Origin of the sequence: Pantoea sp. M_10 (genome assembly GCF_008631515.1) — a bacterium.
GTDB classification, from domain to species: domain Bacteria; phylum Pseudomonadota; class Gammaproteobacteria; order Enterobacterales; family Enterobacteriaceae; genus Pantoea; species Pantoea anthophila.
In genome coordinates this window covers 314,507-337,678 of record NZ_VWUL01000003.1, presented here as the reverse complement: position 1 = coordinate 337,678, position 23,172 = coordinate 314,507, and the positions used below count along the sequence as shown (strand labels likewise).

Genomic DNA, 23,172 nt, shown 5'->3' with positions numbered 1-23,172 from the left:
TCAGCTAATCAGGCGTCTGAAAGCCTGCTCAAGGATCGATAACAGCAGCGTGTTATCGACGCGATGCAGGACATGCACCGAGGCGCCGCACTGCTCGGGCACACCGACAGAGAGCCGGAGCGGCTGCCGATAACGCCAGCTCTTGCCGCGCGTGGCACCGGGACGCAGCTCAATGTCGACCCGGTAATCGATTCCTGAGGCGACACGCTGATTCAGCAGCCAGGCGACCACCAGCGCATCGTGGATCCAGCATCCCGCCAGCTGACGGGTCTGCATCGAATAGTCGATCCACGGACGCAGCGTGTCGCGCACAAAGTCGGCCAGCGGATGATCGACGGCGGTCAGCCGGGTCAGATCCTGCTGGGTCAGCAGCGTCTGCGTGGTGACATCCATCGGCACCAGCGTTACCGCAGCACCACTGTGCAGCACCTGGTGCGCCGCTTCCGGGTCCAGGCCGAAGTTGGTGTCTTTGATATAGTCATCCAGCGCAAAGACGCCTCCCATGACCACAATCTCCGCCACCGATTCGGCCATCGCGGGATAGCGCTGCATCGCCAGCGCCACGTTCGTCAGCGGGCCAATCGCCACCAGCGTAATCTCGCCCGGATTGTCGCAAATCAGCCTGCCGATAGCGTCAGCCGCGTCAAATCCGTCCGCGGTGACATCGGCTGGCTGACGGACATCCTGCCAGAGATCGGCCAGCGCCAGCTGATTAACCCGGTTATCGAGCGTCTCGCGCCACGGCGCCGGATCTTCCTGCAGCGCCTGTGTCGCCCCCTGCACCACCGGGATGGTGAGTCCCAGCCGGGCAATCAGATCTTTCGCCACGCGCGCGCCCACCTCACTCGGCGTATTGCCCGCCACGGTGGTGATTAATTCCAGCGACAGGCCGGGTGAGGCTAAGGCCAGCGCAATCGCCAGGCCATCATCGGTGTTGGCACCTGCAATCCCATTACCGGGATCGCAATCAATAATGATTCTTTTCATCTTCTTATTCGTTAACTCTGAGATTGCGGCGTGCAGCCGCAGGATTCACCGATTTCAAGATAGTGTGGAAACTCCTTTAACTGGGCTTCGCTCTGCCCCTCTTTCAGCATGTGGATCGCCGCACGCGCCATCTCGCGCAGTGGCTGACGCACGGTCGTTAATGTCGGGACATGAAACGATGACTGATTGGTGCCGTTAAAGCAGACCAGCGCGACATCCTGTGGCACCCGGATCTGATGCTCCGAAAAGGCCCGCACTGCGCCAATCGCCTGACCTTCGTTACTGGTAAACAGCGCGCGGGGCACGCAGCCACGGGCGATCATCGTCTGCACCGCTTCATATCCCCCCTGTGGGGTGTAGCTGGCGGGAAACATCAGCGATTCATCAATCGGCAGGCCGCGCTCCTGCATGGCATCGCGCCAGCCCTGAATACGATCCTGCGCGTTAAGCATATCGACCGGACCGGTGATGATGCCGACCTGCTGATAGCCATGGCTCAGCAGATGTGCCGTGACCTGCCAGGCCGCCTGGCGCTCATTGACGCGCAGCATGTTCACGCCCGGCTGAGGTTCCACCCGTTCCAGCATCACCAGGGGCGTGCCGCTCGCCTTAATCAGGTCGATGTAAGGATGGCGATCGACGCTGTTATAAAACAGGCCATCGACCTGCCGGTTGAGCAGCCCCTGAATAAGCTCCAGTTCGCGCCGGCGATCGTCACCGGCATCGCCCAGTAGCATGACATGACCGTGGTTCATCGACTCCTGCAACAGCACGTGCGCCATGGAGGCGACAAACGGATTGCCGATGTTCGGCACGACCAGACCAAAGGTTTTGGTGTTGCCGGACGCCAGCGCCCGTGCAGCCGCATTGGGCCGGTAACCGGTCGCTTTAATCGCCTCCAGCACCCGCTGCCGGGTCGCCTCGGCGACCGGACGCGGCCCGTTGTTAATGACATAACTGACAACTGCCACTGAGGTGCCTGCCGCTTTCGCCACTTCACTGCGGGTCACTTTTCCCGTTAACGACTTAGGCACATCACTTTCCTCCCTAAAAAAACAGGCCGCTTTACACGGCCTGCTGCTTATTTCGTTTTGCCCTGTCAGATGGCGTCATCAGGCAGATTGAGATCCCGCCCTCGCGTCTCAGGCGCAACAAAGGTGGTAAAGAATCCAGTCGCGGCCATCGCCGAGAAGTAGATCGCAATCGGCCACCAGTGTCCGGTATAAGAGAGCATAGCAGCCGCAATCAGCGGTGCCGTGCCGCCGGAGAGAATCGAACCCAGCTCCTTCGCCACCGCCATTTTGGTGTAGCGATGATGAACGCCGAACATCTCCACGCCCCAGGCGGCCTGCACACCAAAAATACCCAGCGACGCCAGCCCCATGCCCACCACAATCACCGGAATGACCAGCATCGGTTCACGCGTATCCAGCAGCGTAAAAGCGGGCCAGGCATAGAGCATCAGCAGCAGACAGAAGACGCGATAAACGATCCGGCGACCAAAACGGTCAGAGAGCCAGCCCGCAAAAGGGATGATCAGGAAACCCAGCAGCGACGCAAGGAACACCGCCGTGGTCGGGACCGATTTATCCACCAGCAGAACCTTCGCGACATAGCCGACGATAAAGCCCTGCGACAGATAGGAGGGACCGTTTTCACCGATGCGCAGCCCCACCATCGTCCAGAAGGCGCGGGTGCGCTGGAAGAACGGCCGCGTATCCTTCACCGGCGGGGTCGCTAGCACACCGGCGCGCGCCGCTTCCATCTCCGCTTTTCTGCGCTCAAAAACCGGGGTTTCGCGCAGATGACGCCGGATCCACAATGCCACCAGCGCGATCAGCGCACTGCTGAGGAAAGGAATACGCCAGCCCCACGCCAGCAGGCTCTGCTGATCCATCTGCACCACCAGCAGCCAGACCAGCGACGCCAGCAATGTGCCGCTGTTAGAGCCCAGCGCGATAACGGAAGCGACCAGCCCGCGACGCTCTGCGGGCGCATACTCGCCCAGCATGACCGTACCGCCAGAGAGCTCTGCACCCGCGCCGAACCCCTGCGTGAAGCGCAGCAGGACCAGACAGGCGGGTGCCCAGACGCCAATCGTGGCATAGCTGGGAATTAAGCCGATAAAGGTGGTGGAGGCCCCCATCAGAATGATGGTGGTGATCATGACCGCCTTTCGCCCTTTGCGGTCGCCGAGCCAGCCGAAGAAAAGTGCGCCGATAGGCCGGGCAACGAAGCCGACTGACCAGGTGGCAAAGCTGGAGAGCAGCGCCATGGCCGGTGTCGATTCGGGAAAGAAGACATCGCCGAAGATGATACCGGCAGCCAGACCATAGAGCGCAAAATCCGCGTACTCCATCGCCGTTCCGAGCCAGCATGAGAATGTGGCGCGCCAGAAATCTTTGCGGCCTGAGGGGGTGTTAAACCGCGCATCGGCGGCTGAAGTGGATGACAGTGATGCCTGCTGCTTAACGGAATTGTGTGCCGTCATAACCCTATCCCTGAATGCGTATGCAGATCGATAAACGCCCGTCCATGGGTCGATTCCCTGATAAAAGCGGAATTCCCCGGTGGCGACGTTCAGTTGACTAACCATGATGAAAGGTTAAAGGATTCCCTGGTGTTGGAATCATCTGCCTCGCCCGTTTTCGCCGATCTTTTTTAACCGGTCACTTAAACTGAGCGAATGTAACTTAACAATCGATGGAGCCGACTGTGCATCGAGCACCGTGAGCAATCACTGGGGACCTAGTGTATCTACGCGCGTAGATAAATCAAGCGATCCCGCCGCAAAATGTTAGTCAGACTTCACTATCACAGTGCGTCATCATGGTTTTTTATCGCAAATTCAGCCAGTTAACAGCGCCTCACTTTGCACAAAAAAAAGTCATCACTCGCGTTAAGTCAGCACTTTCTCTAATCATTAAGCATGATAAACAGGCGGGGCTGCTTTCATCGGGCTCTGTTGTCGCACAGCTCTGTGACCGCAGGATGACACTCAGGCTCAGGCTGAAAAATCGCTGCGCGCGCAAATAATGCGTTACCCTGAAAAAAAGGCCAGGCAGAGAATGTATGACCATTATTCTGATGCGACACGGTAAACCCGATCATCAGGCCGCAGGCCGTCTGAGCGTGCAGGCGCTGGCAGACTGGTGCGAAGCCTACGATCGGTCACAGGTCAGTGACGGGCCGCCGCCGCGCACTGTCCACATTGCCCGTCAGGCGGCGGTTGTTGTCTGCAGTCCCCTGCCCCGCGCGCAGTCCTCCCTGAGTCAGCTTGGTCTGCAGCCGCATGAGGTGAATGCTCTGTTTAGTGAAGTTGCCGTGCCGATGCTGCGAATGGGCGCGATGCAGCTGCCGATTCTCTGCTGGCTGGCGCTGCTGCGGCTGCTCTGGTTCTGCGGATATGCGGGTGATGCGGAGTCCCTGCCTCATGCGCGCCAGCGCGCCGCGGCGGCGGCAGAAAAGTTAATCGGGTACTCCGCTCAGGGCACCGTGCTGCTGCTGGGCCACGGCATCATGAATAAGATGATTGCCCGGGAATTACGCAAACGCGGCTGGCAGGCGGAGAAGCATGCCAGCAGCCGCCACTGGAGTTCCGCGATCTATCATCGCCCGTTTATCTGATCGAGCGAAAAATAGCCCAGCACTTCACACCCCGTTCCCACGCGCGGCGTGGCAATCACTTTACGCTGCGCCAGATCGATCACGCTCAGCGTGCCATCATCCTGATTGGCAATCAGCAGCTGCTTTTTGTCGGGGGTAAAACAGCCATCCATCGGCATGTTACCCACCCCGATGTCACCCAGCGGGTTTAGTAAATCGTCAAACAGCGTGACCAGGGGTTCCTGATCCCCTATTGCCACCAGCTGTTCGCCATCGTCGCTGAAGCGCACTACCTGGCAGGGCTGCTGATGGCCCGGCAGCGTCAGGCGCTGACGGATGCGGTGGCTTTGCCGATCGATCACATAGAGCAGCGGCGCGTCAGCCGCGCTGGCAACCAGATAAGGGTGTTTCGGTGAGGCCGCGATACCGGCAATCGGGCCAGGCAGCAGAATGGTGTCGATGACCCGCCCCTCCGCCTCACACAGATCCACCACCGTGATGGTGGCATCCTCTTCGTTATCGGTGAAGAGCTTGCGGCCGCTGGGAGAGAGCGTCAGGCGATGCGCATTGTGCGAAGGGATCGGAATAACTTTTTCGACCTTATCACTCTGTGGATCGATCACCGCTACGGCGGCGCTCTCCTCACAGCAGAGGTAGACTTTACCGTCGCGCCCCAGCTGACCGCTGTGGGGTGCCCGCAGCGGCGAGAGATCGATAAAGCCGCTGATCGTCCGACGCGCTAAATCAATGACCGCCACTTTATGACCCGGATGGGGATTGTCGCCATGCACGCCGTCGCCATAGACCGGCACATAGGCTTTACCCCAGGGGGCCAGCATCAGGAGTTCATGCGGGCGCGGTGGAAAGGCGTTCAGTTCCCGCTCAACCGCGAACGTCTCCGGATTAAGAAACAGGACGCGATTGCCCCGCTTATCGACCGCCAGCAAACCCCATGATTCACTCTGCATGTGCGCTCCTTTCTCAGTAAGTTCTTCTTAAGCGTAGACAATGCGCTTCAGGCTGTCTGATTCGGCGGATTGATGAGCCGGGCTTACGTCACACATTAAGCGCAATCACGCCCGCCCCCGCATTCCCGTAAGCACCACGGTCTCGCGATTCAGATATTCCTGAATAACGGCGCGTGCCGGGATGAAATAAATGATTAATGACGGGAACACGTTTATTTTTATTTCATGCCCGTCCTGATTCCGTTTTATCCTAAAGTCAAAAAAAGGCATAGCTAATCAGTAAATAATGTTTTATTAAAAAGGTGCAGTGCAATTCCAGATAGCCGTGAGGAAACTACCGCGCGCTCAGGCACTGCGTCGCCACCAGGGAAACCCTTTCAATAATTCCCGCACGCATCGGGGTTGCAGCCAGTCTGTAATGCCGCCTGTTTCCGCCATATGCGAACAGGCAGAGTCTGCACTATGACGGGAAAATAAAAATAACAGGTATATCATGACTGCACATCGCCAACGTCCAGCGCATAAAATCTGGCGCAACTGGAAAAGAATATCGTTCAGCAGCCAGATGTTATGGAATAAAAAACAGCAAAGACTCTGTCGGGCGCCGGAATATGATCCGGGTCAGGAAGATAATGTCGTTTTAATCGCTCAGCAGAAAGAGCTGCCGGAGATTCCAAAGATTGTCTGGATGGTCTGGCATAATGAACAGCTGCCTGCCTCGATGGCGCTCAATATCAGCAAAATACGGCGGGATAATCCCGATCACCAGGTTTATCTGGTGACGCAGCGCACCCTGTCGCAATGGCTGCCCGACCTCCGCTTTATCTCGGCCGATCTGACGCTGGCGCATAAAAGTGAGATCATCCGGCTGGAACTGCTTCACCGTTACGGCGGCATCGGCATTGACTGCAGCACCCTGCTGTTCGAGGATCTCGCCTGGGTGCATCGCGTTCACGAGGCGCGGTCTCTGGATCTGATCGGCTACTACCGTGAGCAGTCAACGCTGAACCTGCTTGCGCCGGTCATTGAAAGCTGGTTTCTGGCCGCCCCGGCGCAGAACCCTTTTATCCGTGAATGGCTGAAACAGCTGGCGCCGGTTAAAAATGTCGGCATCCGCAACTATTTCCATGAGCTGCAGAAGCGCGATGACTTTCCGCTGCTTGTGCAGAATATGGATAACCCGTCCCGTCAGCTGCTCTCACTGGCGCAGCAGGTGGCGATGCGTGAATACCGGCGGGCCAATCTTTATCTGCGTAAAGGTGAAGCCAGTGCCTGGTATTATCAGCGCCTGCACGCCGACAGCAGCAGCGCCTTTGCGCAGTCAGTGCTGTTTCAGCAGCGTCCCCAGACGCCGCCACCGATTATTAAGTTAACCGGCAATGAGCGGCTGCATCTCGACTTCAATCTGCGTATCGGCCTCTATAACCGCAGCAGCCTGATTGGGGAGATGATGCATACCCGTTCGCCGGGACTGGCACTGCCCTCAGTGGTTAAAGCGGGCGCGTAACCAGTGTGTAAAGGTGGTGACCGCGCGCGGCACCTGTGCCGCCCAGGGTCGCACGATCCACAGGCGGGCGGCAAAAGCGCCGACCGGCTGCCACTCCGGCAACACCCACTGTAACGATCCCGCTGACAGCGCCTCACGGGCGCTGAAGTCGGGCAGCATGGCAATGCCCAGACCCTGCAGGGCCGCATCGCGGATCGACTCACTGTTGTTGGTGGCAAAACTGCCCTGAATCTGCACCTGAACCGTTTCGCTCTCCCCCGGCGCGACAAACCGCCAGCGCGGTGACTCGACGCCGCGCGGGTAGTAAAGGCAGTTGTGCTGCGCCAGTGCCTGCGGCCTCTCCGGCACCCCCTGCGCCCTGAGATAGGCTGGCGAGGCCACCAGCACGGTCTGCGTGTCGCACAGTGGCAGCGCCACGTGCGTTTCCGGCAGCGTGTCACAGTGGCGAATCGCCAGATCAAACCCCTCGCTGCTCAGCGAGACAAGGCGATCCGTCACATCCAGCTGCAGGCGCACCTGCGGATAGTCGCGCAGAAACTCGCCGATAACCGGCACCAGTTGCTGGCGGGCAAACGCCACGGGTGCGGTGATGCGCACCAGACCCCGCACCGGCCCGGCGGTATCCCGCACGCTGAAAAAACTCTGTTCGATGCGGGCAAAAGGCTCGCGCAGCTCCTCCACCAGCTTCTCACCGGCGAAGGTAAGCCGCACGCTGCGCGTGGTGCGCTGCACCAGCATCAGACCCGCTCTCTCCTCCAGCTCTTTGATCTTCTGGCTCATCGCCGCTTTGCTGACATCCAGCCGCGCTGCCGCGCGGGTGAAACTGCCCTGCTCTGCCAGTACCGTCAGCCAGTGCAGATGCTCCCACAGGGTGTCCGTCTTCAACTCTTTCATCAGCATTGTTCACAATAATGAATAATCATTTCAGGCTACGCGCTTTTTCCCGCCGGATAAAGCCGTCACCATAGGCCTCTTATTTCTCAGGAGAAACCGCTATGCCACTGCTGCAATTTGATGTTATTGAGGGTCGTTCAGAATCAGAGCTGCGTACATTACTGGATGCCGCGCACCGGGCCGTGCTGACCGCTTTTAACGTGCCGGAACGGGATCGCTACCAGATTGTTCATGAAAACAAACGCTATCAGATGGTGTTTCAGGACACCGGGCTGGGATTCAGCCGCAGCGATAATCTGGTGATGGTGCGGGTCTTTACCAGTCCGCGCAGCAGCGAACAGAAACAGCGGTTTATGGCGGAGCTGGCGCGCGAACTGCGTGAGCATTGCGGCGTGCAGGGCAACGATCTGATGATCAGCTTTATCACCAATGACAAAGGCGACTGGAGTTTTGCCGACGGCGAAGCGCAGTATCTGACCGGCAAACTCTGAAAAGCGGCCCGGACGCCTGCTCTGCTGACGGTGCGCGCCAGCCACCGTCACGTCTGCTGAACGCCCGGCAGGCACGACACAAAATCCCTCTGCGCTTCCTCGCACAAATCCGCCGGATATGTTGCAGCCCGATGACAGCCAATATAGATTGTCGAAAAACCATCCCCCGACGATGGCCGGTTGCGTGACGCCCCGCGCCCCCCTGCAGAGAGAGGATTTCCCGTTGTCCGAATTTGTGTCAGTCGTGCTGTTTCTGGCTGCTATTGCTATCTATTCCTGTAAAGCCGGGCGTAACAGATTCTGGTTTATGCTTGTTCTTGTTCTGCTGGTGATATTTGTGGTGCTGAACGCCACCCTCTACGCCAGTAACTATTTCACCGGCGACGGCATTAACGATGCGGTGATCTATACCCTGACCAACAGCCTGACCGGCGCGGGCGTCAGTAAATATGTGGTGCCGGCCATCGGGCTGATCATCGTGCTGTTTCTGCTGTTCTGCCTGCTCTCCTGGGTGCTGCGGCGGCGTAAGCGTCCCCACCATCTGGGCTGGTCGCTGCTGGCGGCCGCCTGCGCGATCGGCTCGGTGCAGACTACCCCCGCCTTTCGTCAGGTCGCGACGCTGATCGTGTCGCATACCCAGCTGGCCGATTCTGACTTCGACACCTTCTATAAAGTGCCGCGTAACCGCATTGATCAGCCGCGCCTCAACGTGGTTTATATCTACGGCGAGAGTTTAGAGCGCACCTATTTTGATCCAATTGCCTTCCCCGGCCTGGCACCTGAGCTGAGCCGTCAGAAAGAGCAGAGTATCGATTTCAGCCAGACTGAACAGCTGCCGGGCACCGATTACACGATCGCGGGCATGGTCGCCTCACAGTGCGGCATTCCGCTGTTTGCCCCGTTTGACGGCAATGCGTCGGCGTCACTCTCCAGCTTCTATCCGCAGAATGTCTGTCTGGGCGACATCCTGAAAAACTCCGGCTATGAGAACTGGTTTATTCAGGGTGCCGATCTGCGTTTTGCCGGTAAGGATGTCTTCCTGAAATCGCACGGCTTCGATCCTGCCAACCTCTATGGTTCGCAGGAGCTGAAAAGCCGCGTCGCCGATCCCAGCTACCGCAATAACTGGGGCTATTATGACGATACGGTGCTCGACGAAGTCTTTGAGAAGTATCAGGCGCTCTCCCGGGCCGGTAAACCTTTTGCGCTGTTTACGCTGACCGTCGACACCCACCATCCTGACGGATTTATCTCGCGCAGCTGTCAGCGCCGAAGCTACAGCATTGAGGGAAAACCTAACCAGTCCTTCAGCGCGGTCGCCTGTTCACAGGAGCACGTTGCGCGGCTGATCGATCGCATCAAAGCGTCACCGTGGTTTAAAAATACCGTAATCGTGGTGAGTTCCGATCATCTGGCGATGAACAACACCGCGCATCCCTGGCTGATCAAACAGCCGCGTCGCAATCTCTTTATGGTGATCCGCGGGGATAAACCGCAGGCGGAGTTGCTGGAGGCAAAGCGCAGCACGCTGGATAATGGCGCTACGCTGCTGGATATTCTCGGCGGCGATAATGCGATAGGCCTGGGCCGCAGCAGCCTCTCTTCGCTGTCGCTCTCAACGCAGTTTGACGATATGAAGAGCAAGGTCATGAGCTGGAAGCCCGATATCATTCAGCTCTGGAACTTCCCGAATAAGATGGAGAACTTCACCGTCGATCAGACGAAGAATACCTTCAGCTTCTCCGGGACCACTTTTAAGCTGCCGATTCTGTTCCGCATCAGCGACAAACACGTTGAGCCGATGCCGGAAGGGGAATATTCGGCACCGCTGCGCTATCAGCTGGCCGATTTCGCGGCAGCCGATAAATTCGTCTGGGTCGATCGCTGTTTTAAAATGGCGCGACTCTGGCAGCCGTCGCTGGCCCTCTCCGGCGATCTCTGTGTGGCGATGGGGCAAACCGGCGGCACACCGTCCGTTACCCACATCGACAAACCGCAATGGAAAGGCCGGGTGCAGTTCCCGGACGGGCCGATCAGCGATGCACGTTATCAGCAGAATCTGGCGCAGATCCGTATCGAAGATAACAATATCCGCTACAGCGCTGACAGCTTCCGGCTTGATATCCCCGGCGCGCCGCTGAGTGTGAAAAGCTTCAGCGGCATCTCACGCCCGGAGAGCTGGGGACGCTGGTCAAATGCCAATCTCGCGCCTGAGGTGCATATCGACTACGTCAATGCCCTGCCCGCGAAGTTCGATCTGGTGATCACGGCGCGGGCTTACGGCGCGAATGTGCACCGGCCGATTCCGGTTCGCGTGGGCAATCAACAGCAGCTGCTGTCGCTGGGCGAAGCGATCTCGACCCATACCCTGCATTTTGATAACCCGGACGCCAGCCACCAGCTGGTGATCGCCCCGCCTGAACCTCAGCTGAGCAACACCGGCAATATCACGGGGCAGGACCCGCGCAAACTGGGCATTGGCATGGTCGAACTTAAAATCGTGCCCCAGCCTTAATCTCCTCTTTTCTCTTCAGGCCTCTGCGTTTTTGCAGAGGCCTCTTACTTTGTCGCCACCGCTTCAGGGCCTGCCGCGCAGCGCTTCCAGCTTCTCACGCTGCTGACCATCGGCGGTAAAATTCTCCTCCGCCAGCCAGCGCTGCAGCCCCCTTTTCACCTGCGGCCACTCGCGATCGATTATCGAAAACCAGCTGGTGTCGCGCGAGCGACCTTTGTAAACAATGGCCTGCCGGAAATCACCTTCATACTGAAAACCGAGGCGTGCCGCGGCTCTGCGAGAAGGCGCATTGCAGCTGTCGCATTTCCACTCATACCGGCGGTAACCCAGGGTTTCAAAGGCGTACTGCATCAGCAGGAAATGCGCCTCTGTTGCCATGCGCGTTTGCTTCAGACGGGGCGAAAAAGCGACATGACCGACTTCCATCACCCCATGTTCAGGCTGGATACGCATTAACGACAGGCTGCCCACCGCCTCTCCGGTGGCGAGGTCGATCACGGCGAAATGCAGCGGGTCGCGGCTGGCCTCCAGCTGCCGGAGATAATCCTGCCACGCCTGGGGATCATCGAACGGCCCCATAAACATATAGGTCCAGTCGCGCCCATCTTCCGCCAGCGCCCAGGCGTCAGACAGGGCCTCTCCATGCCGCGCGGCGCTGAAGGGCTCCAGCCGACACGACTGACCGGTGAAAACCTGATGTTGTGGCAGAGGACGCGGCTGCCAGTCTGGCAAAGGCTGGCCGACCGGCTGACCATAGTGATTAAGGTGTTGTGACATATCGCCTCCCGGCTGCAGATAATGTCAGCAGAGTGCCACGTTCCCTGCCGCTTAAAAAGCCTGCCCCTCAGGCAACATCCCGGATCCCTTGCCCGTAAACAGTCTGACGCGCCGGGCTGCTCTTCAGCAGGCCGGCGCAGCAATCGAGTGGCGGATCATCAGATGGGCGTCGAAGCGCGGCACGGGGCCGGGGGCCTCGCCGCGGATGGCGGCGATCAGGCGTCGTGCGGCTTCACGGCCCATTTCATAGACCGGCTGCGCAATGACCGTCAGCGGTGGCGTCACAATCTCACTCCACGGGAAATTGTCATACATCACAAAAGAGAGATCGGCCGGGATACGCAGCCCGCGCTGCGTCACTTCGCGCAGCAGCCACATGGCGACCACGCTGTCAGACGCCACCAGCGCGGTGGGCGGCTGCGGACGCTGCCACAGCGCCGCGACGATACGGCTAATCGATGCCTCGTCCAGCGCGTTCACCTGCACCAGCGACGGATCAAACGGCACGCCTGCGTCAGCAAAGGCCTGCATCATGCCGCCCACGCGCTGGGCAACCGGCGTCAGGCCAAAATCGTCTGGCGTGCTGTAGTCAGTGGTCAGCGCCATGCTGGTGATATAGGCGATATGGCGGTGCCCCGCGGCCAGCAACCGGGCCGTGACGTCTGCGGCCACGTCGGTAAATTCACAGCAGACCGCGTCCACATCAAGACCGGTTACCGCGCGATCGAACAGCGTCAGCGCTCTGCCCTCTTCCTGCACCTGTATCAGATGCGCGTTCTGCTCCAGGGCTGAACAGCAGGGCGCAACGATAATGCCATCGACCCGCTTTTCCAGCATCACCCGCACCGCATCCTGCTCCGCCTGCAGCTTTTCATCACTGTTGCTCAGCAGCAGATGGTAACCCGCCGTGCGCGCCACGTCCGCCATGCCACGCAGGGCCAGACCAAAGTGAGGATTCTCAATATCGCCGACAATCACCCCGATAGTATTGGAGCGGCCGGTGTTCATACTGCGCGCCAGCGCATTGAGCCGGTAGCCCAGCGCGGAGGCGGCGCTGTTGACCCGCTCCTGCACCTCATCGCTGACCGCGCCATAGCCACCCAGCGCGCGCGCCGCCTGGGCTTTGGAAACATTTGCTGCGCGCGCCACATCTGCCACGGTCGGCGCTTTGGATCGTCTGTTCTGGCTGGTCATAATTATTTCGAATCACAGGTTGATGACAGGAATATTGACGCCGAAAAAAGGCTGTGCTTAAACTCATTGTAACTCCTTGAGACCGGTCTCACAATGTTTCTGTCTTAAGGTGCCACCTGCGTTGAGACCGGTCTCAATCAGAATTACTGGCTCAACAGTCTCTGATGTTTAAACCTGCAAAAACGGATGAGCTATGAAATCGCAAATCACACTGGGCAAACTGCTCGGCACCGCACTCGCACTCTGTTCACTGTCGTTCCCGACGCTGGCCGCCAGCGACAACAATCCCTATGGGCTGATCGAACCGGGTCAGCTTCGCATCGCCAGCGTCGGCGACTCAAAGCCTTACACCTTCACCGACGCCAGCGGTCAGTTCACCGGCTTCGACGTCGAATTTTTCAGAAATGTCGCCCACCGCATGGGCATCGATAAGGTCGATTTTATTGGTCAGGACTTCTCGGCCATCATGCCCGCGGTCGCCAACGGTCAGTACGATGCGGCGGTGGCGGCGATTGGCATCACCCCGGCGCGGGAAAAAACGGTCGATTTCTCCACCGGCTATCTGGCCGGGTTCCTCACCGTTCTGACCCGTCATGACAGCGGCGTGAAAGATGTCGCCACGCTGGCCAAGCACCGGCTCGGCGTGGTTCAGGGCACGCTCCAGGAGAACTATGCCGTGGAGCACTTCCCGCAGACCGATCTGGTGCGCTTCCCGGATAACAACAGCGCGGTCTCTGCCCTCAACAACGGCACGCTCGACGCCGTCTTCCTCGACTATGAGGCGGCCAAAAGCTACGCCGAACGCTTTAAGCTGGTCTCTGCCGCCGATATCCCCTCTTTTGATGCACCGGCGGGCATTGCCATTGCCAAAGGTAAACCCGCCTTCAAGGCCGCGCTGGACAACGCCATCAAGGCTGCGATGCAGGATGGCACCTGGCAACGGCTCTACCAGAAGTGGTTCCCCGGATCGCCGATGCCAAAACAGTATCTGCCTGGCGGTCAGTAAAGAGGTGGACGTTTACGTCCTGAGTTAACCGGGGGATGCCCCGCTCTGCAAGGAGACGGCGATGGAGCTGCTCACGATTCTTTCCCGCACCTTCTTTGATTTTTCATCAATGAGGGAAGTACTGCCGCAGATGCTGACCACCGGCCTGGTCAACACGGTGATTATCTCAGTGGCGGCGACGCTGCTCGGCACGCTGTTTGGCCTGCTGCTGGCGCTGATGGGCATCTCGCCCTCGCGCTGGCTGCGGGTGCCTGCCCGGCTCTATACCGATCTGTTTCGCGGTCTGCCTTCCATTCTGACCATTCTGCTGATTGGTCAGGGTCTGGCGCGCTTCAGCTATCAGCTGTTCGGTCCGACACCCTATCCGCTGGGGATCTTCGCCCTCAGCCTGATCGCCAGCGCCTACATGGGCGAGATTTTTCGCGCCGGTATCCAGAGCGTGGAACGTGGCCAGCTGGAAGCGTGCCGTGCGCTGGGGATGAGCTATGGCCGGGCCATGCGACGGGTCATCATCCCACAGGGGATCCGTCGCGTGCTGCCCGCCATCGTTAACCAGTTCATCGCCATCATCAAGGATTCGTCGCTGGTCTATCTGCTCGGCCTGATGACGCAGCAGCGTGAGCTGTTTCGCGTGGGTCAGGATGCGGCGGTGCTGACCGGCAACCTGTCGCCCCTGATGCTGGCAGGACTCTTCTACCTGATGATCACGGTGCCGCTGACGCACATGGTCAACTATGTCGATGTGCGCTACCGCACCGGACGCCGTCGTCTGACGGCCCCGCAAAGCGGTCTGAAAGAGGTGGATGAGGTCAGACCGTCCGGCGGCGCCGTTCTGGTCACTCACCCCCGGATGGGAGGCAACCATGAATAATCTGAATGGCGCGAGCTGGCGCGGCGCCAGCCTGGAGCTGCGCAATCTGACCCTCGCCTATGGCCCGATTGAAGTGCTGCGTAAGGTCTCCCTGCAGGTGGCCCCGGGCACCACCACCTGCATTATCGGGCCATCAGGATCGGGTAAATCGACCCTGCTGCGCGGTATCAACCGGCTGCACGAACCGCAGTCGGGGGATGTTTTGCTGGCCGATCGCTCCGTGCTGCGCGACAAGCCTGATGCGCTGCGGCTGCGGATTGGCATGGTGTTTCAGCACTTCAATCTCTTCCCCGATCACACTGCGCTGGAGAACGTCGCCCTCGCCCCCTGGTGTGTCAAAGGCCTGCCCAAGGCGCAGGCGATGGCGATTGCGCGTCAGCGGCTGGAAGAGGTCGGTCTGGGTCAGCGCGCCGATCACCGGCCGCGCGATCTCTCCGGCGGGCAGCAGCAGCGGGTCGCGATAGCCCGGGCGCTGGCGATGGATCCGGAGGTGATGCTGTTCGACGAGGCCACCTCCGCGCTTGACCCCGAACTGGTGAAAGGGGTCCTGACGCTGATGGCGGATCTTTGTCGTCGCGGCATGACGATGGTGGTGGTGACACATGAAATGGGCTTTGCGCGCAAAGTGGCGGATCAGGTGGTGTTTATGGACGAAGGCGAGATTGTGGAAGCCGGGCCGCCAGACGCCATTTTTGACGCGCCGCAGTCGCCGCGCCTGCAACGTTTTCTCTCTGAAGTGCTGTAACTGAGCAAGGAACCTGACAATGGCGGTAAAAACTGAAATGAAGGTGGTGGTACTGGGCGGCGGCGTGCTGGGCGTTTCGACGGCGCTGGAGCTGACAAAACGCGGGGCGGCGGTGACGCTGGTGACCGAGGCGGAGGTCTGTTCCGGCGCATCGGGACGTTCACTCTCCTGGCTCAATTCGGCAGGCGAGCGCTCCCGGCCCTATCATGCGCTGCGCATGGCGGGCATCGATCGCTATCGCACGCTGTTTGCGCAGCACCCTGATCTCGACTGGCTGCGTTTTGATGGCGGCCTTTGCTGGTTCAGCAACGATGCGGCCGGGACGCAGGCCCGACACGCCTATGAGAAGGCGCACGGCTACGACTCTCAGCTCATGAGTGCCGATAACGTGGCGCTGGCAGATGCGACGGTCGATCCCGATGCGCTGCCGTCGCAGGCGATCTTTAATCCGGGTGAAGGCTGGGTCAGCCTGCCGCACCTGGTGGATTATCTGCTGAACCAGTTCCGGTCACGCGGCGGCGAAGTGATCGAGCACGCCGGTAAAGCCGCCGTGATCACCGATCAGGGCCGGGCCTGCGGCATTCGCAGTGACAAGGGGGAGATGCGGGCGGATGCGGTAGTGGTCGCCTGCGGCCCCTGGACCCCGGACGTGGTCGCCCCGCTGGGCGTGACGATCCCCAATGGTTCGCCGGTCTCGATGCTGGTGATCACGGAACCGGCCGGGCATCAGCTGAAAGCGGTGCTCAACACCCCGCGCGCCGCCATCAGACCGAATCCCGGCAACCGCTACGCGCTGGATCATGACTGGTATGAGGCGGATATCCAGCCGCTGGCCGACGGCGATTACCATATTGATGAACATGTCGTGGCCACGCTGGCCGCGGAGGCGAGCCGGCTGTTACGCGGCGACGAGCCGCTCAGCGTGCAGAGCTGGAAGATTGGCCTGAAGCCGATTCCGGGCGATGGCGATCCGGTGCTGGGTGAACTGCAGAAGGTGCCGGGCTGTTATGTGGCCTTCACCCATTCGGGTGCCACGCTGGCGCTGATTGTCGGCGAGCTGCTGGCGGAGGAGATCGTGACCGGTGAGAAGCATCCGATGCTGGCCAGCTTTGGGGCTGAGCGCTTCGGCTGAAAAAAAGCCGGTCATCACGACCGGCTGATTATCTTAGCCACGGAAGAAGATATCACCCGATTTCCCCATGACGATTTTGCCGGTGTCATTGGTAATCAGGATGTAGTTGGCGTTGATGTAGGCCCAGTGGGTGTTCTCCTGCGGGGCCGGCAGATTGCGTTTCTGCCACTCAACGATGGTGTAGGTTTTATCCGTGTACTTCTCTGGCACCGTGTCACCGATGTTGTACTGTTTGTAGTCGATGATGATGGTGCTGAGATCGTAATTCGGGCGCGCACTGTTGGCCGTTGACGGCGTGGTAGGCGTCGTCGGCGTAATGCCATCGTTAGACGGTGAGCTGGTCGGTGCCTGGCTCTGCGCGGCACCGTTGTCCGGCTGGGCGCTGCCTGCACCAGACTGCGGCTGGGCATCCGGGTTAGCGGGCTGGATCTGCGGCGGAGGCGGAACGCTGTCGGTGGCTTCGCCAGCCGCCTGAACAGCAGGGATCAGGCTCAGTGAGCCAACCAGTAATCCCATTGATAAAAGTACACGTTGAGTCCTGCGCATAATGATTTCCACGTTGAATTTTGACAGTCAGGCTAAATTTATCGCACTTCAGTTCCGGCGCGATGACGCTATGTGCCAGGCAACACAGCGCAATTCACTTTATGGCGCCCTGGTCAGCGGTAACGGATCGCTGTGCGACCACTTTATCCTGAGTTGCCAGATCGACCAACAGCGCAATGCCTAAATAGTTACTCCAGTTAAAACCGTTCTGCAGCACCACAATCGCGTTACCGTGACCTTTATCGTAGCCGATAAAACTCGCGTAGCCGCCGATGTAGCCCACCTGATAGGTGATCGGCTGCCCTTCTGTTGTCTCGGTGACCCAGGCGATATTCTGCGTCTGTGCGCCCTGCCGGTACCAGGCACGGTTCACCGCCGCAAACGCCCTGTCCCGTTCTGCATCACCGGTGGCCGTTAGGTGCGCGCGCAGATAGCGACTCAGATCGCGCGCGCTGCTGTAAAGGCTGGCCGCCGCCACCATGTTGCCGTGAAAATGCCAGTCAGGCGTCAGCGCGCCACGGCGGATAAATTTCGGCTGATCGCCGGCGTGGCCCAGCGCGCGCCACGGATAGCCCGCCAGCGTTTCCGGCTCAAAACTGCTCTGATCCATCTTTAACGGGGCGAAGATAAGCCGGGACGCCAGCGTCTGGATATCCTGATGAAAGCGCTCGCGCAGAATGAAGCCCAGCAGCGCATAGCCGAGGTTGGAGTAGCAAGGCCTGCGAACCGCCGGAGCAGAGAAATCCGCCAGGTAACTCAGCACGCTATCGCTGTCCAGATTGCCGTAGAAGTTCTCGCCCGTGCCGAGATAGCGGATGAACTGGTGCAGCATCGGCAGATCCATATCCTGCCGCGGCAGACCGGAGGTATGCGTCACCAGCTGCAGCAGCGTGATGCGGCGTGCGTCACGACTCAGCGGCACGCCCGCGGGCAGCAGATCGGCCAGCGTGTCGCTCCAGTGCAGTTTGCCCTGATCCACCAGCTGGATAATCACCTCGGCCGTCACGCCCTTACTCAGCGATCCCAGCGCAAACAGGGTGTCCGGGGTCACCGGATAGCGATGCACCCGATCGGTGACGCCAAATGAATAGTAGTGCGTTGGCTCATCATGATGGATGACGGCAATGCTGATGCCAGGAACCTGCTTCTGCTGCATGTAGTGCTGCACGATGTCATCGACATTTTCGTTGAAGGTGGCATGCGTCAGGTAGACACGATTGCTGACCGGGGCGGAGGTTTGCGACAGGGTGCCACAGCCGGTCAGCAGAACGATCGCCGCAGCGATCCCGCAGGGTCTGCCGATCCGCTGAGCGACCTGAGCCAGCCGTCGGAGGCAGAACGCAGCGATCCGGCTGCCAGAAAATTCCTTTTTCATAAAGTAATCATTCAGTTAAGTAGAGTTATCGCGCAGCAGGCTGGCCGTAGCGCAAAAAGGTACCATAAAGTGCGGCGGGCTATCGCCTGCATAATGGGGTAAAAGGGGGGTTAAACGCAGGTTAACCCTGCTGATGCCGGACAGCGTTAGCTGTGTTGCTGCCCGCAAGGGTGTACACTGCTGCGGTTTTAAGGCTCAACGCCGCGCTGAAATTTAGATATGCCCGGGAGGCAACCGCATGAAAGAAGGCCCACTGACCGAAAAAGAGCTGCAATGGCTGGAAGATATGCTGGAAAAGTATGGCAGCGAAGCGTCGATTCTCGATGTCTCCGAACTCGATGGACTGCTGACGGCGATCCTCTCCGGTCCCGTAACCGTGGAACCCAGCCAGTGGCTGGTGGCCCTGTGGGGTGGCGAGAAACAGATTCCGAAATGGAGCAACGAGCGCGAAATGACGCGCTTTATGTCGCTTTGCTTCCAGCATATGAATGACGTGGCAGACCGCTTAGCGGAATTCCCGGAGCAGTTTGAACCGCTGTTTGGCATCCGTGAGATGGAAGGACTGGAGTTTACCGTGGTGGAAGAGTGGTGCTTCGGCTATATGCGTGGCGTCGCACTGACCGACTGGTCGGCGCTGCCCGCGGATCTGCAGTCTGCGCTGGACGCTATCGCCCTGCATGGCACCGAGGAGAACCTCGAAAAGCTCGACGCCATGACACCGGAAGAGATGGAAGCCAGCATCGAAGCTATCCGCCCCGCTGCGCTGGCGCTGCACGATCACTGGATCTCGCAGCCCGAGGCGGTGCCGGTACCGCAACAGCCGGTGACCGTCGATAAGCAGCCCGGCCGCAACGATCCCTGCCCGTGCGGCAGCGGCAAAAAATATAAGCAGTGCTGTCTGCATTGATCGAACGGAGTGCGTTCTGATCGGCCGGGTGGGGTTCTGCCCGGCAGATTTAATCTGCCGATCGCCAGCGATCTGACCGCTGTCACCCCGCCCGCCCCCGCAATCCTGTAGAGTGCTCACGACTTGAACAGCTTCACGCTTATCGCTAAGGTAAGCGCGATTTTACCTGCCAGGAAACGCCATGATTACCCTCGCGCTGATTGACGATCACCTTATCGTCCGCTCCGGTTTTGCCCAGTTGCTCGCCCTGGAACCTGATTTTCAGGTGGTGGCGGAGTTCGGCTCCGGCCGTGAGGCGCTGGCAGGGTTACCGGGCCGGGGCGTCCAGGTCTGCATCTGCGATATTTCGATGCCGGACCTCTCCGGGCTGGCGTTACTGAGCCAGCTTCCGGCGGGGCTGGCCACTATCATGCTCTCTGTACACGACAGCCCGGCACTGGTTGAACAGGCGCTGAATGCCGGTGCGCGTGGCTTTCTCTCCAAACGCTGTCGCCCCGATGAGCTGATCGCGGCGGTGCGCACCGTCTCCACCGGCGGCTGTTATCTGACGCCAGAGATTGCGGTTAAACTGGCCGCCGGACGTCAGGACCCGCTGACCCGTCGCGAACGTGAGGTCGCAGAGAGGCTCTCTCAGGGCATGGCGGTCAAAGAGATCGCGGCTGAACTCGGCCTGTCACCCAAAACCGTGCATGTCCATCGCGCCAACCTGATGGAGAAGCTCGGCGTCAGCAACGATGTGGAGCTGGCGCGCCGCATGTTTGATGGCTGGCAATGAGCCCTCTCTTCTCCCGGCTGATCTCAGTGGTCGCCAGTTTCTTCCTCTTCTCGGCAGCCTGGTTCTGCCTGTGGAGTATCAGCCTGCACCTGGTTGAACGCCCGGAGCTGGCGGTGCTGCTCTTCCCGTTTGGCCTGCGTCTGGGGCTGATGCTGCAATGCCCGCGCAGTTACTGGCCGGTGCTGCTGGCGGCTGAGTGGGTCATGCTGCTCTGGCTGGCGAAGGCCGTTTCCCTGGCGCATCTGCCGCTGTTGATGGCGGGCGGCGTGCTGACGCTGCTGCCGGTGGCGCTGATCTCCCGTTTCCGCCACCAGCGTGACTGGCGCACGCTGCTGAGCCAGGGCGCGGCGCTGATCGCCGCAGCGCTGCTGCAGTCTCTGCCCTGGGCCGGTCAGGCGGAGATGCTCAACACCCTGCTGCTGACGCTGACCGGCGGCCTGACGCTGGCCCCGACCTGCCTGGTCTTCTGGCACTACCTCACCCGAACCCGCTGGCAGCCGCTGGGCCCGTCGCTGATTTCGCAGCCGGTCAACTGGCGCGCCCGGCACCTTGTCTGGTATCTGCTGCTGTTTGTCATCAGCCTCTGGTTGCAGCTTGGCCTGCCTGCAGAGCTGTCACGCTTTACCCCCTTCTGTCTGGCGCTGCCCATCATTGCGCTGGCCTGGCACTACGGCTGGCAGGGCGCACTGATCGCCACGCTGATGAATGCCATCGCGCTGATCGCCAGCCAGACCTGGCATGACCATCCCGTCGATCTGCTGCTCTCCCTGCTGGCCCAGAGCCTGACCGGGCTGCTGCTGGGTGCCGGTATCCAGCGGCTGCGCGAGCTGAACCACTCCCTGCAGAGTGAGCTGGCGCGCAACCGGCGCCTGGCGGAACGCCTGGTGGAGACGGAGGAGAGCGTGCGTCAGGAAGTGGCGCGTGAACTGCACGATGATATCGGGCAGACGATCACGGCGATCCGCACGCAGGCGGGCATTATGCAGCGCGTGGCGCCGGACAACAGCCGGGTGATCCAGAGTGGCGTCCACATTGAACAACTCTCGCTGGGCGTGTATGACGCGGTACGGCGACTGCTGGGGCGTCTGCGGCCGCGGCAGCTGGATGACCTTTCGCTGGAGCAGGCGATCCGTTCTCTGATGCGGGAGATGGAGCTGGAAGATGCCGGCATCGTCAGTCATCTTCACTGGCGCATTGATGAGACGCTGCTGAGTGAAGCGCAGCGCGTCACGCTGTTTCGCATCTGCCAGGAGGCGCTGAACAACGTTGTTAAACATGCCAGCGCCAGCGCCGTGATAATCAAAGGCTGGCAGCAGGATGATCGCCTGCTGCTGGTGATTGAAGATGATGGCTGCGGTCTGCCGCCAGGCTCCGGTCAGCAGCGTTTTGGGCTGGTCGGGATGCGCGAACGCGTCACCGCGCTGGGCGGATCGCTGACCCTCTCCTGCACCCATGGAACCCGCGTCAGCGTCCATCTGCCGCTGCGGGCTGTCTGAGGAACTGCCGTGTTTACCTTTCTGAAAACGCCTCCTGACGCGGCGCCGCTGCAGGATAAACGTGAGATTGACAGCCGCTATCGCTACTGGCGCCGCCACATCATGGCGACCATCTGGATCGGCTATGCGCTGTTCTACTTTACCCGCAAGAGCTTCAATGCGGCAGCGCCGGAAGTGATCGCCAGCGGTGTCATGCTGCGAACCGATATCGGCCTGCTGGCGACGCTGTTTTACATCACCTACGGCCTGTCGAAGTTTTTCTCCGGCATCGTCAGCGACCGCTCTGATGCGCGCTACTTTATGGGGCTGGGCCTGATGGCCACGGGCGTGGTCAATATCCTGTTTGGCTTCTCCACCTCGCTGTGGGCCTTTGCGCTGCTCTGGACCCTCAACGCCTTTTTCCAGGGCTGGGGAGCGCCGGTCTGCGCCCGCCTGCTCACCAGCTGGTATTCGCGTAACGAACGGGGCGGCTGGTGGGCATTCTGGAACACCGCTCACAACGTGGGCGGCGCGCTCATCCCGATCATTATCGGCGCGGTGGCGCTGCAGTATGGCTGGCGAACCGGGATGATGATTGCGGGCAGTCTGGCGATCCTTGCCGGGCTGTTTCTCTGCTGGCGTCTGCGCGACCGGCCTCAGACCGTGGGCCTGCCTGCCGTGGGCGACTGGCGACAGGATGAGATGGAGATGGCGCAGCAGCAGGAAGGTGCGGGCCTGAGCCGCCAGGCGATCCTGACGCGCTACGTGCTGCTCAACCCCTACATCTGGCTGCTGTCACTCTGCTACGTGCTGGTCTATGTCGTCCGTGCCGCACTTAATGACTGGGGCAACCTCTACATTTCGGAGACGCTGGGCGTCGACCTGGTGACGGCGAACTCCGCCATTACGCTGTTCGAACTGGGCGGCGTGATGGGCGCACTGGTGGCCGGCTGGGGATCGGACAGGCTGTTTAACGGCAATCGCGGCCCGATGAACCTGATTTTCGCCGCCGGCATTCTGCTTTCCGTGGGTTCACTCTGGCTGATGCCCTTTACCAGCTATGTGATGCAGGCAGCCTGCTTCTTCACGACCGGATTCTTTGTCTTCGGCCCGCAGATGCTGATCGGCATGGCGGCGGCGGAGTGTTCACACAAAGACGCGGCGGGCGCGGCAACCGGCTTTGTCGGCCTGTTTGCCTACCTTGGCGCGTCGCTCTCCGGCTGGCCGCTGGCGTGGGTGATCGACGTCTGGCACTGGAGCGGCTTCTTTGCGGTGATTGCCACGGCTGCGGGGATCTCTGCCCTGCTGCTGCTGCCGTTTCTGAATGCGCAGGCGCCGCGCCCCCAGCCTGAAGCGTGATACGCCTCTCTTTTTTGCCCTGAGTCGGGCAAAACTAAGACA

Annotated in this window: 21 protein-coding genes; 12 read left to right on the top strand and 9 right to left on the bottom strand. The window is 60.1% G+C overall.

The window, feature by feature from the left end:
• The 3 genes from F3I47_RS11400 to F3I47_RS11390 all read right to left on the bottom strand — a co-directional run bounded on the left by F3I47_RS11400 (position 1) and on the right by F3I47_RS11390 (position 3,478).
• Entirely contained in the window at positions 1-987 is a 987-nt protein-coding gene (locus F3I47_RS11400) for a nucleoside hydrolase (protein ID WP_140924181.1), read from the bottom strand.
• An 11-nt stretch (positions 988-998) separates the two neighbouring features.
• On the bottom strand, positions 999-2,021 hold the full coding sequence (locus tag F3I47_RS11395) for a LacI family DNA-binding transcriptional regulator (RefSeq protein ID WP_009092276.1): 1,023 nt from the start codon (positions 2,019-2,021) through the stop codon (positions 999-1,001).
• A 65-nt stretch (positions 2,022-2,086) separates the two neighbouring features.
• Positions 2,087-3,478: an MFS transporter gene (locus F3I47_RS11390; RefSeq protein ID WP_150028659.1), complete on the bottom strand. Its 1,392-nt coding sequence runs from the start codon at positions 3,476-3,478 to the stop codon at positions 2,087-2,089.
• A gap of 581 nt (positions 3,479-4,059) precedes the next feature.
• On the opposite strand from F3I47_RS11390, the gene F3I47_RS11385 reads away from it, so the two are divergent.
• Positions 4,060-4,614: a histidine phosphatase family protein gene (locus F3I47_RS11385; protein ID WP_009092279.1), complete on the top strand. Its 555-nt coding sequence runs from the start codon at positions 4,060-4,062 to the stop codon at positions 4,612-4,614.
• On the opposite strand, the gene F3I47_RS11380 is transcribed toward F3I47_RS11385, so the two are convergent.
• On the bottom strand, positions 4,596-5,561 hold the full coding sequence (locus tag F3I47_RS11380) for a WD40 repeat domain-containing protein (protein WP_150028660.1): 966 nt from the start codon (positions 5,559-5,561) through the stop codon (positions 4,596-4,598). The genes F3I47_RS11385 and F3I47_RS11380 overlap by 19 nt on opposite strands.
• A gap of 493 nt (positions 5,562-6,054) precedes the next feature.
• Between F3I47_RS11380 and F3I47_RS11375 the strand changes: the two genes are divergently transcribed.
• Positions 6,055-7,068: a glycosyltransferase family 32 protein gene (locus F3I47_RS11375; RefSeq protein ID WP_150028661.1), complete on the top strand. Its 1,014-nt coding sequence runs from the start codon at positions 6,055-6,057 to the stop codon at positions 7,066-7,068.
• Here F3I47_RS11375 and F3I47_RS11370 read toward each other — a convergent pair.
• Positions 7,045-7,962, bottom strand: a complete 918-nt coding sequence (locus tag F3I47_RS11370) for a LysR family transcriptional regulator (RefSeq protein ID WP_150028662.1) — start codon at positions 7,960-7,962, stop codon at positions 7,045-7,047. The genes F3I47_RS11375 and F3I47_RS11370 overlap by 24 nt on opposite strands.
• A gap of 101 nt (positions 7,963-8,063) precedes the next feature.
• Between F3I47_RS11370 and F3I47_RS11365 the strand changes: the two genes are divergently transcribed.
• Positions 8,064-8,453 (top strand): tautomerase family protein, encoded by a 390-nt coding sequence (locus F3I47_RS11365; protein WP_009092284.1) that lies wholly within the window; start codon positions 8,064-8,066, stop codon positions 8,451-8,453.
• Positions 8,454-8,676: 223 nt separating this feature from the next.
• Positions 8,677-10,968 (top strand): phosphatidylglycerol--membrane-oligosaccharide glycerophosphotransferase, encoded by a 2,292-nt coding sequence (gene opgB / locus F3I47_RS11360; protein WP_150028663.1) that lies wholly within the window; start codon positions 8,677-8,679, stop codon positions 10,966-10,968.
• 63 nt (positions 10,969-11,031) lie between these two features.
• Here opgB and F3I47_RS11355 read toward each other — a convergent pair whose 3' ends face one another.
• Together F3I47_RS11355 and F3I47_RS11350 are read right to left on the bottom strand one after the other, a co-directional pair.
• Positions 11,032-11,745: a GNAT family N-acetyltransferase gene (locus F3I47_RS11355; protein WP_150028664.1), complete on the bottom strand. Its 714-nt coding sequence runs from the start codon at positions 11,743-11,745 to the stop codon at positions 11,032-11,034.
• A 123-nt stretch (positions 11,746-11,868) separates the two neighbouring features.
• Positions 11,869-12,939, bottom strand: a complete 1,071-nt coding sequence (locus F3I47_RS11350) for a LacI family DNA-binding transcriptional regulator (protein WP_058958262.1) — start codon at positions 12,937-12,939, stop codon at positions 11,869-11,871.
• Between the two features lie 193 nt (positions 12,940-13,132).
• On the opposite strand from F3I47_RS11350, the gene F3I47_RS11345 reads away from it, so the two are divergent.
• The 4 genes from F3I47_RS11345 (at position 13,133) to F3I47_RS11330 (ending at position 16,693) form a co-directional block, all read left to right on the top strand.
• Positions 13,133-13,945: an ABC transporter substrate-binding protein gene (locus F3I47_RS11345; RefSeq protein WP_140028824.1), complete on the top strand. Its 813-nt coding sequence runs from the start codon at positions 13,133-13,135 to the stop codon at positions 13,943-13,945.
• Between the two features lie 61 nt (positions 13,946-14,006).
• Positions 14,007-14,816: an amino acid ABC transporter permease gene (locus F3I47_RS11340; protein ID WP_150028665.1), complete on the top strand. Its 810-nt coding sequence runs from the start codon at positions 14,007-14,009 to the stop codon at positions 14,814-14,816.
• Positions 14,809-15,561, top strand: coding sequence for an amino acid ABC transporter ATP-binding protein (locus F3I47_RS11335; RefSeq protein WP_009092290.1), 753 nt, complete (start codon positions 14,809-14,811; stop codon positions 15,559-15,561). The genes F3I47_RS11340 and F3I47_RS11335 overlap by 8 nt, the downstream gene beginning before the upstream one ends.
• 19 nt (positions 15,562-15,580) lie before the next feature.
• Positions 15,581-16,693 (top strand): FAD-binding oxidoreductase, encoded by a 1,113-nt coding sequence (locus tag F3I47_RS11330; protein WP_009092291.1) that lies wholly within the window; start codon positions 15,581-15,583, stop codon positions 16,691-16,693.
• A 33-nt stretch (positions 16,694-16,726) separates the two neighbouring features.
• Here the strand turns inward: F3I47_RS11330 and F3I47_RS11325 are convergent, their stop codons facing one another.
• Complete coding sequence (locus F3I47_RS11325) at positions 16,727-17,239, bottom strand: RcnB family protein (protein WP_033736413.1); 513 nt, start codon at positions 17,237-17,239, stop codon at positions 16,727-16,729.
• A 94-nt stretch (positions 17,240-17,333) separates the two neighbouring features.
• Positions 17,334-18,614 (bottom strand): serine hydrolase, encoded by a 1,281-nt coding sequence (locus tag F3I47_RS11320; protein ID WP_190311309.1) that lies wholly within the window; start codon positions 18,612-18,614, stop codon positions 17,334-17,336.
• A 238-nt stretch (positions 18,615-18,852) separates the two neighbouring features.
• On the opposite strand from F3I47_RS11320, the gene F3I47_RS11315 reads away from it, so the two are divergent.
• The 4 genes from F3I47_RS11315 to F3I47_RS11300 all read left to right on the top strand — a co-directional run bounded on the left by F3I47_RS11315 (position 18,853) and on the right by F3I47_RS11300 (position 23,130).
• Entirely contained in the window at positions 18,853-19,521 is a 669-nt protein-coding gene (locus F3I47_RS11315) for a YecA family protein (RefSeq protein ID WP_150028666.1), read from the top strand.
• Between the two features lie 181 nt (positions 19,522-19,702).
• Complete coding sequence (gene uhpA / locus F3I47_RS11310; RefSeq protein ID WP_140028820.1) at positions 19,703-20,296, top strand: transcriptional regulator UhpA; 594 nt, start codon at positions 19,703-19,705, stop codon at positions 20,294-20,296.
• Positions 20,293-21,792 (top strand): signal transduction histidine-protein kinase/phosphatase UhpB, encoded by a 1,500-nt coding sequence (gene uhpB / locus F3I47_RS11305; protein WP_150028667.1) that lies wholly within the window; start codon positions 20,293-20,295, stop codon positions 21,790-21,792. The genes uhpA and uhpB overlap by 4 nt, the downstream gene beginning before the upstream one ends.
• Before the next feature lie 9 nt (positions 21,793-21,801).
• The gene (locus tag F3I47_RS11300) at positions 21,802-23,130 is read left to right on the top strand and encodes an MFS transporter (RefSeq protein ID WP_150028668.1); all 1,329 of its coding nucleotides are present in this window, start codon (positions 21,802-21,804) and stop codon (positions 23,128-23,130) included.
• Positions 23,131-23,172 lie beyond the last annotated feature (42 nt).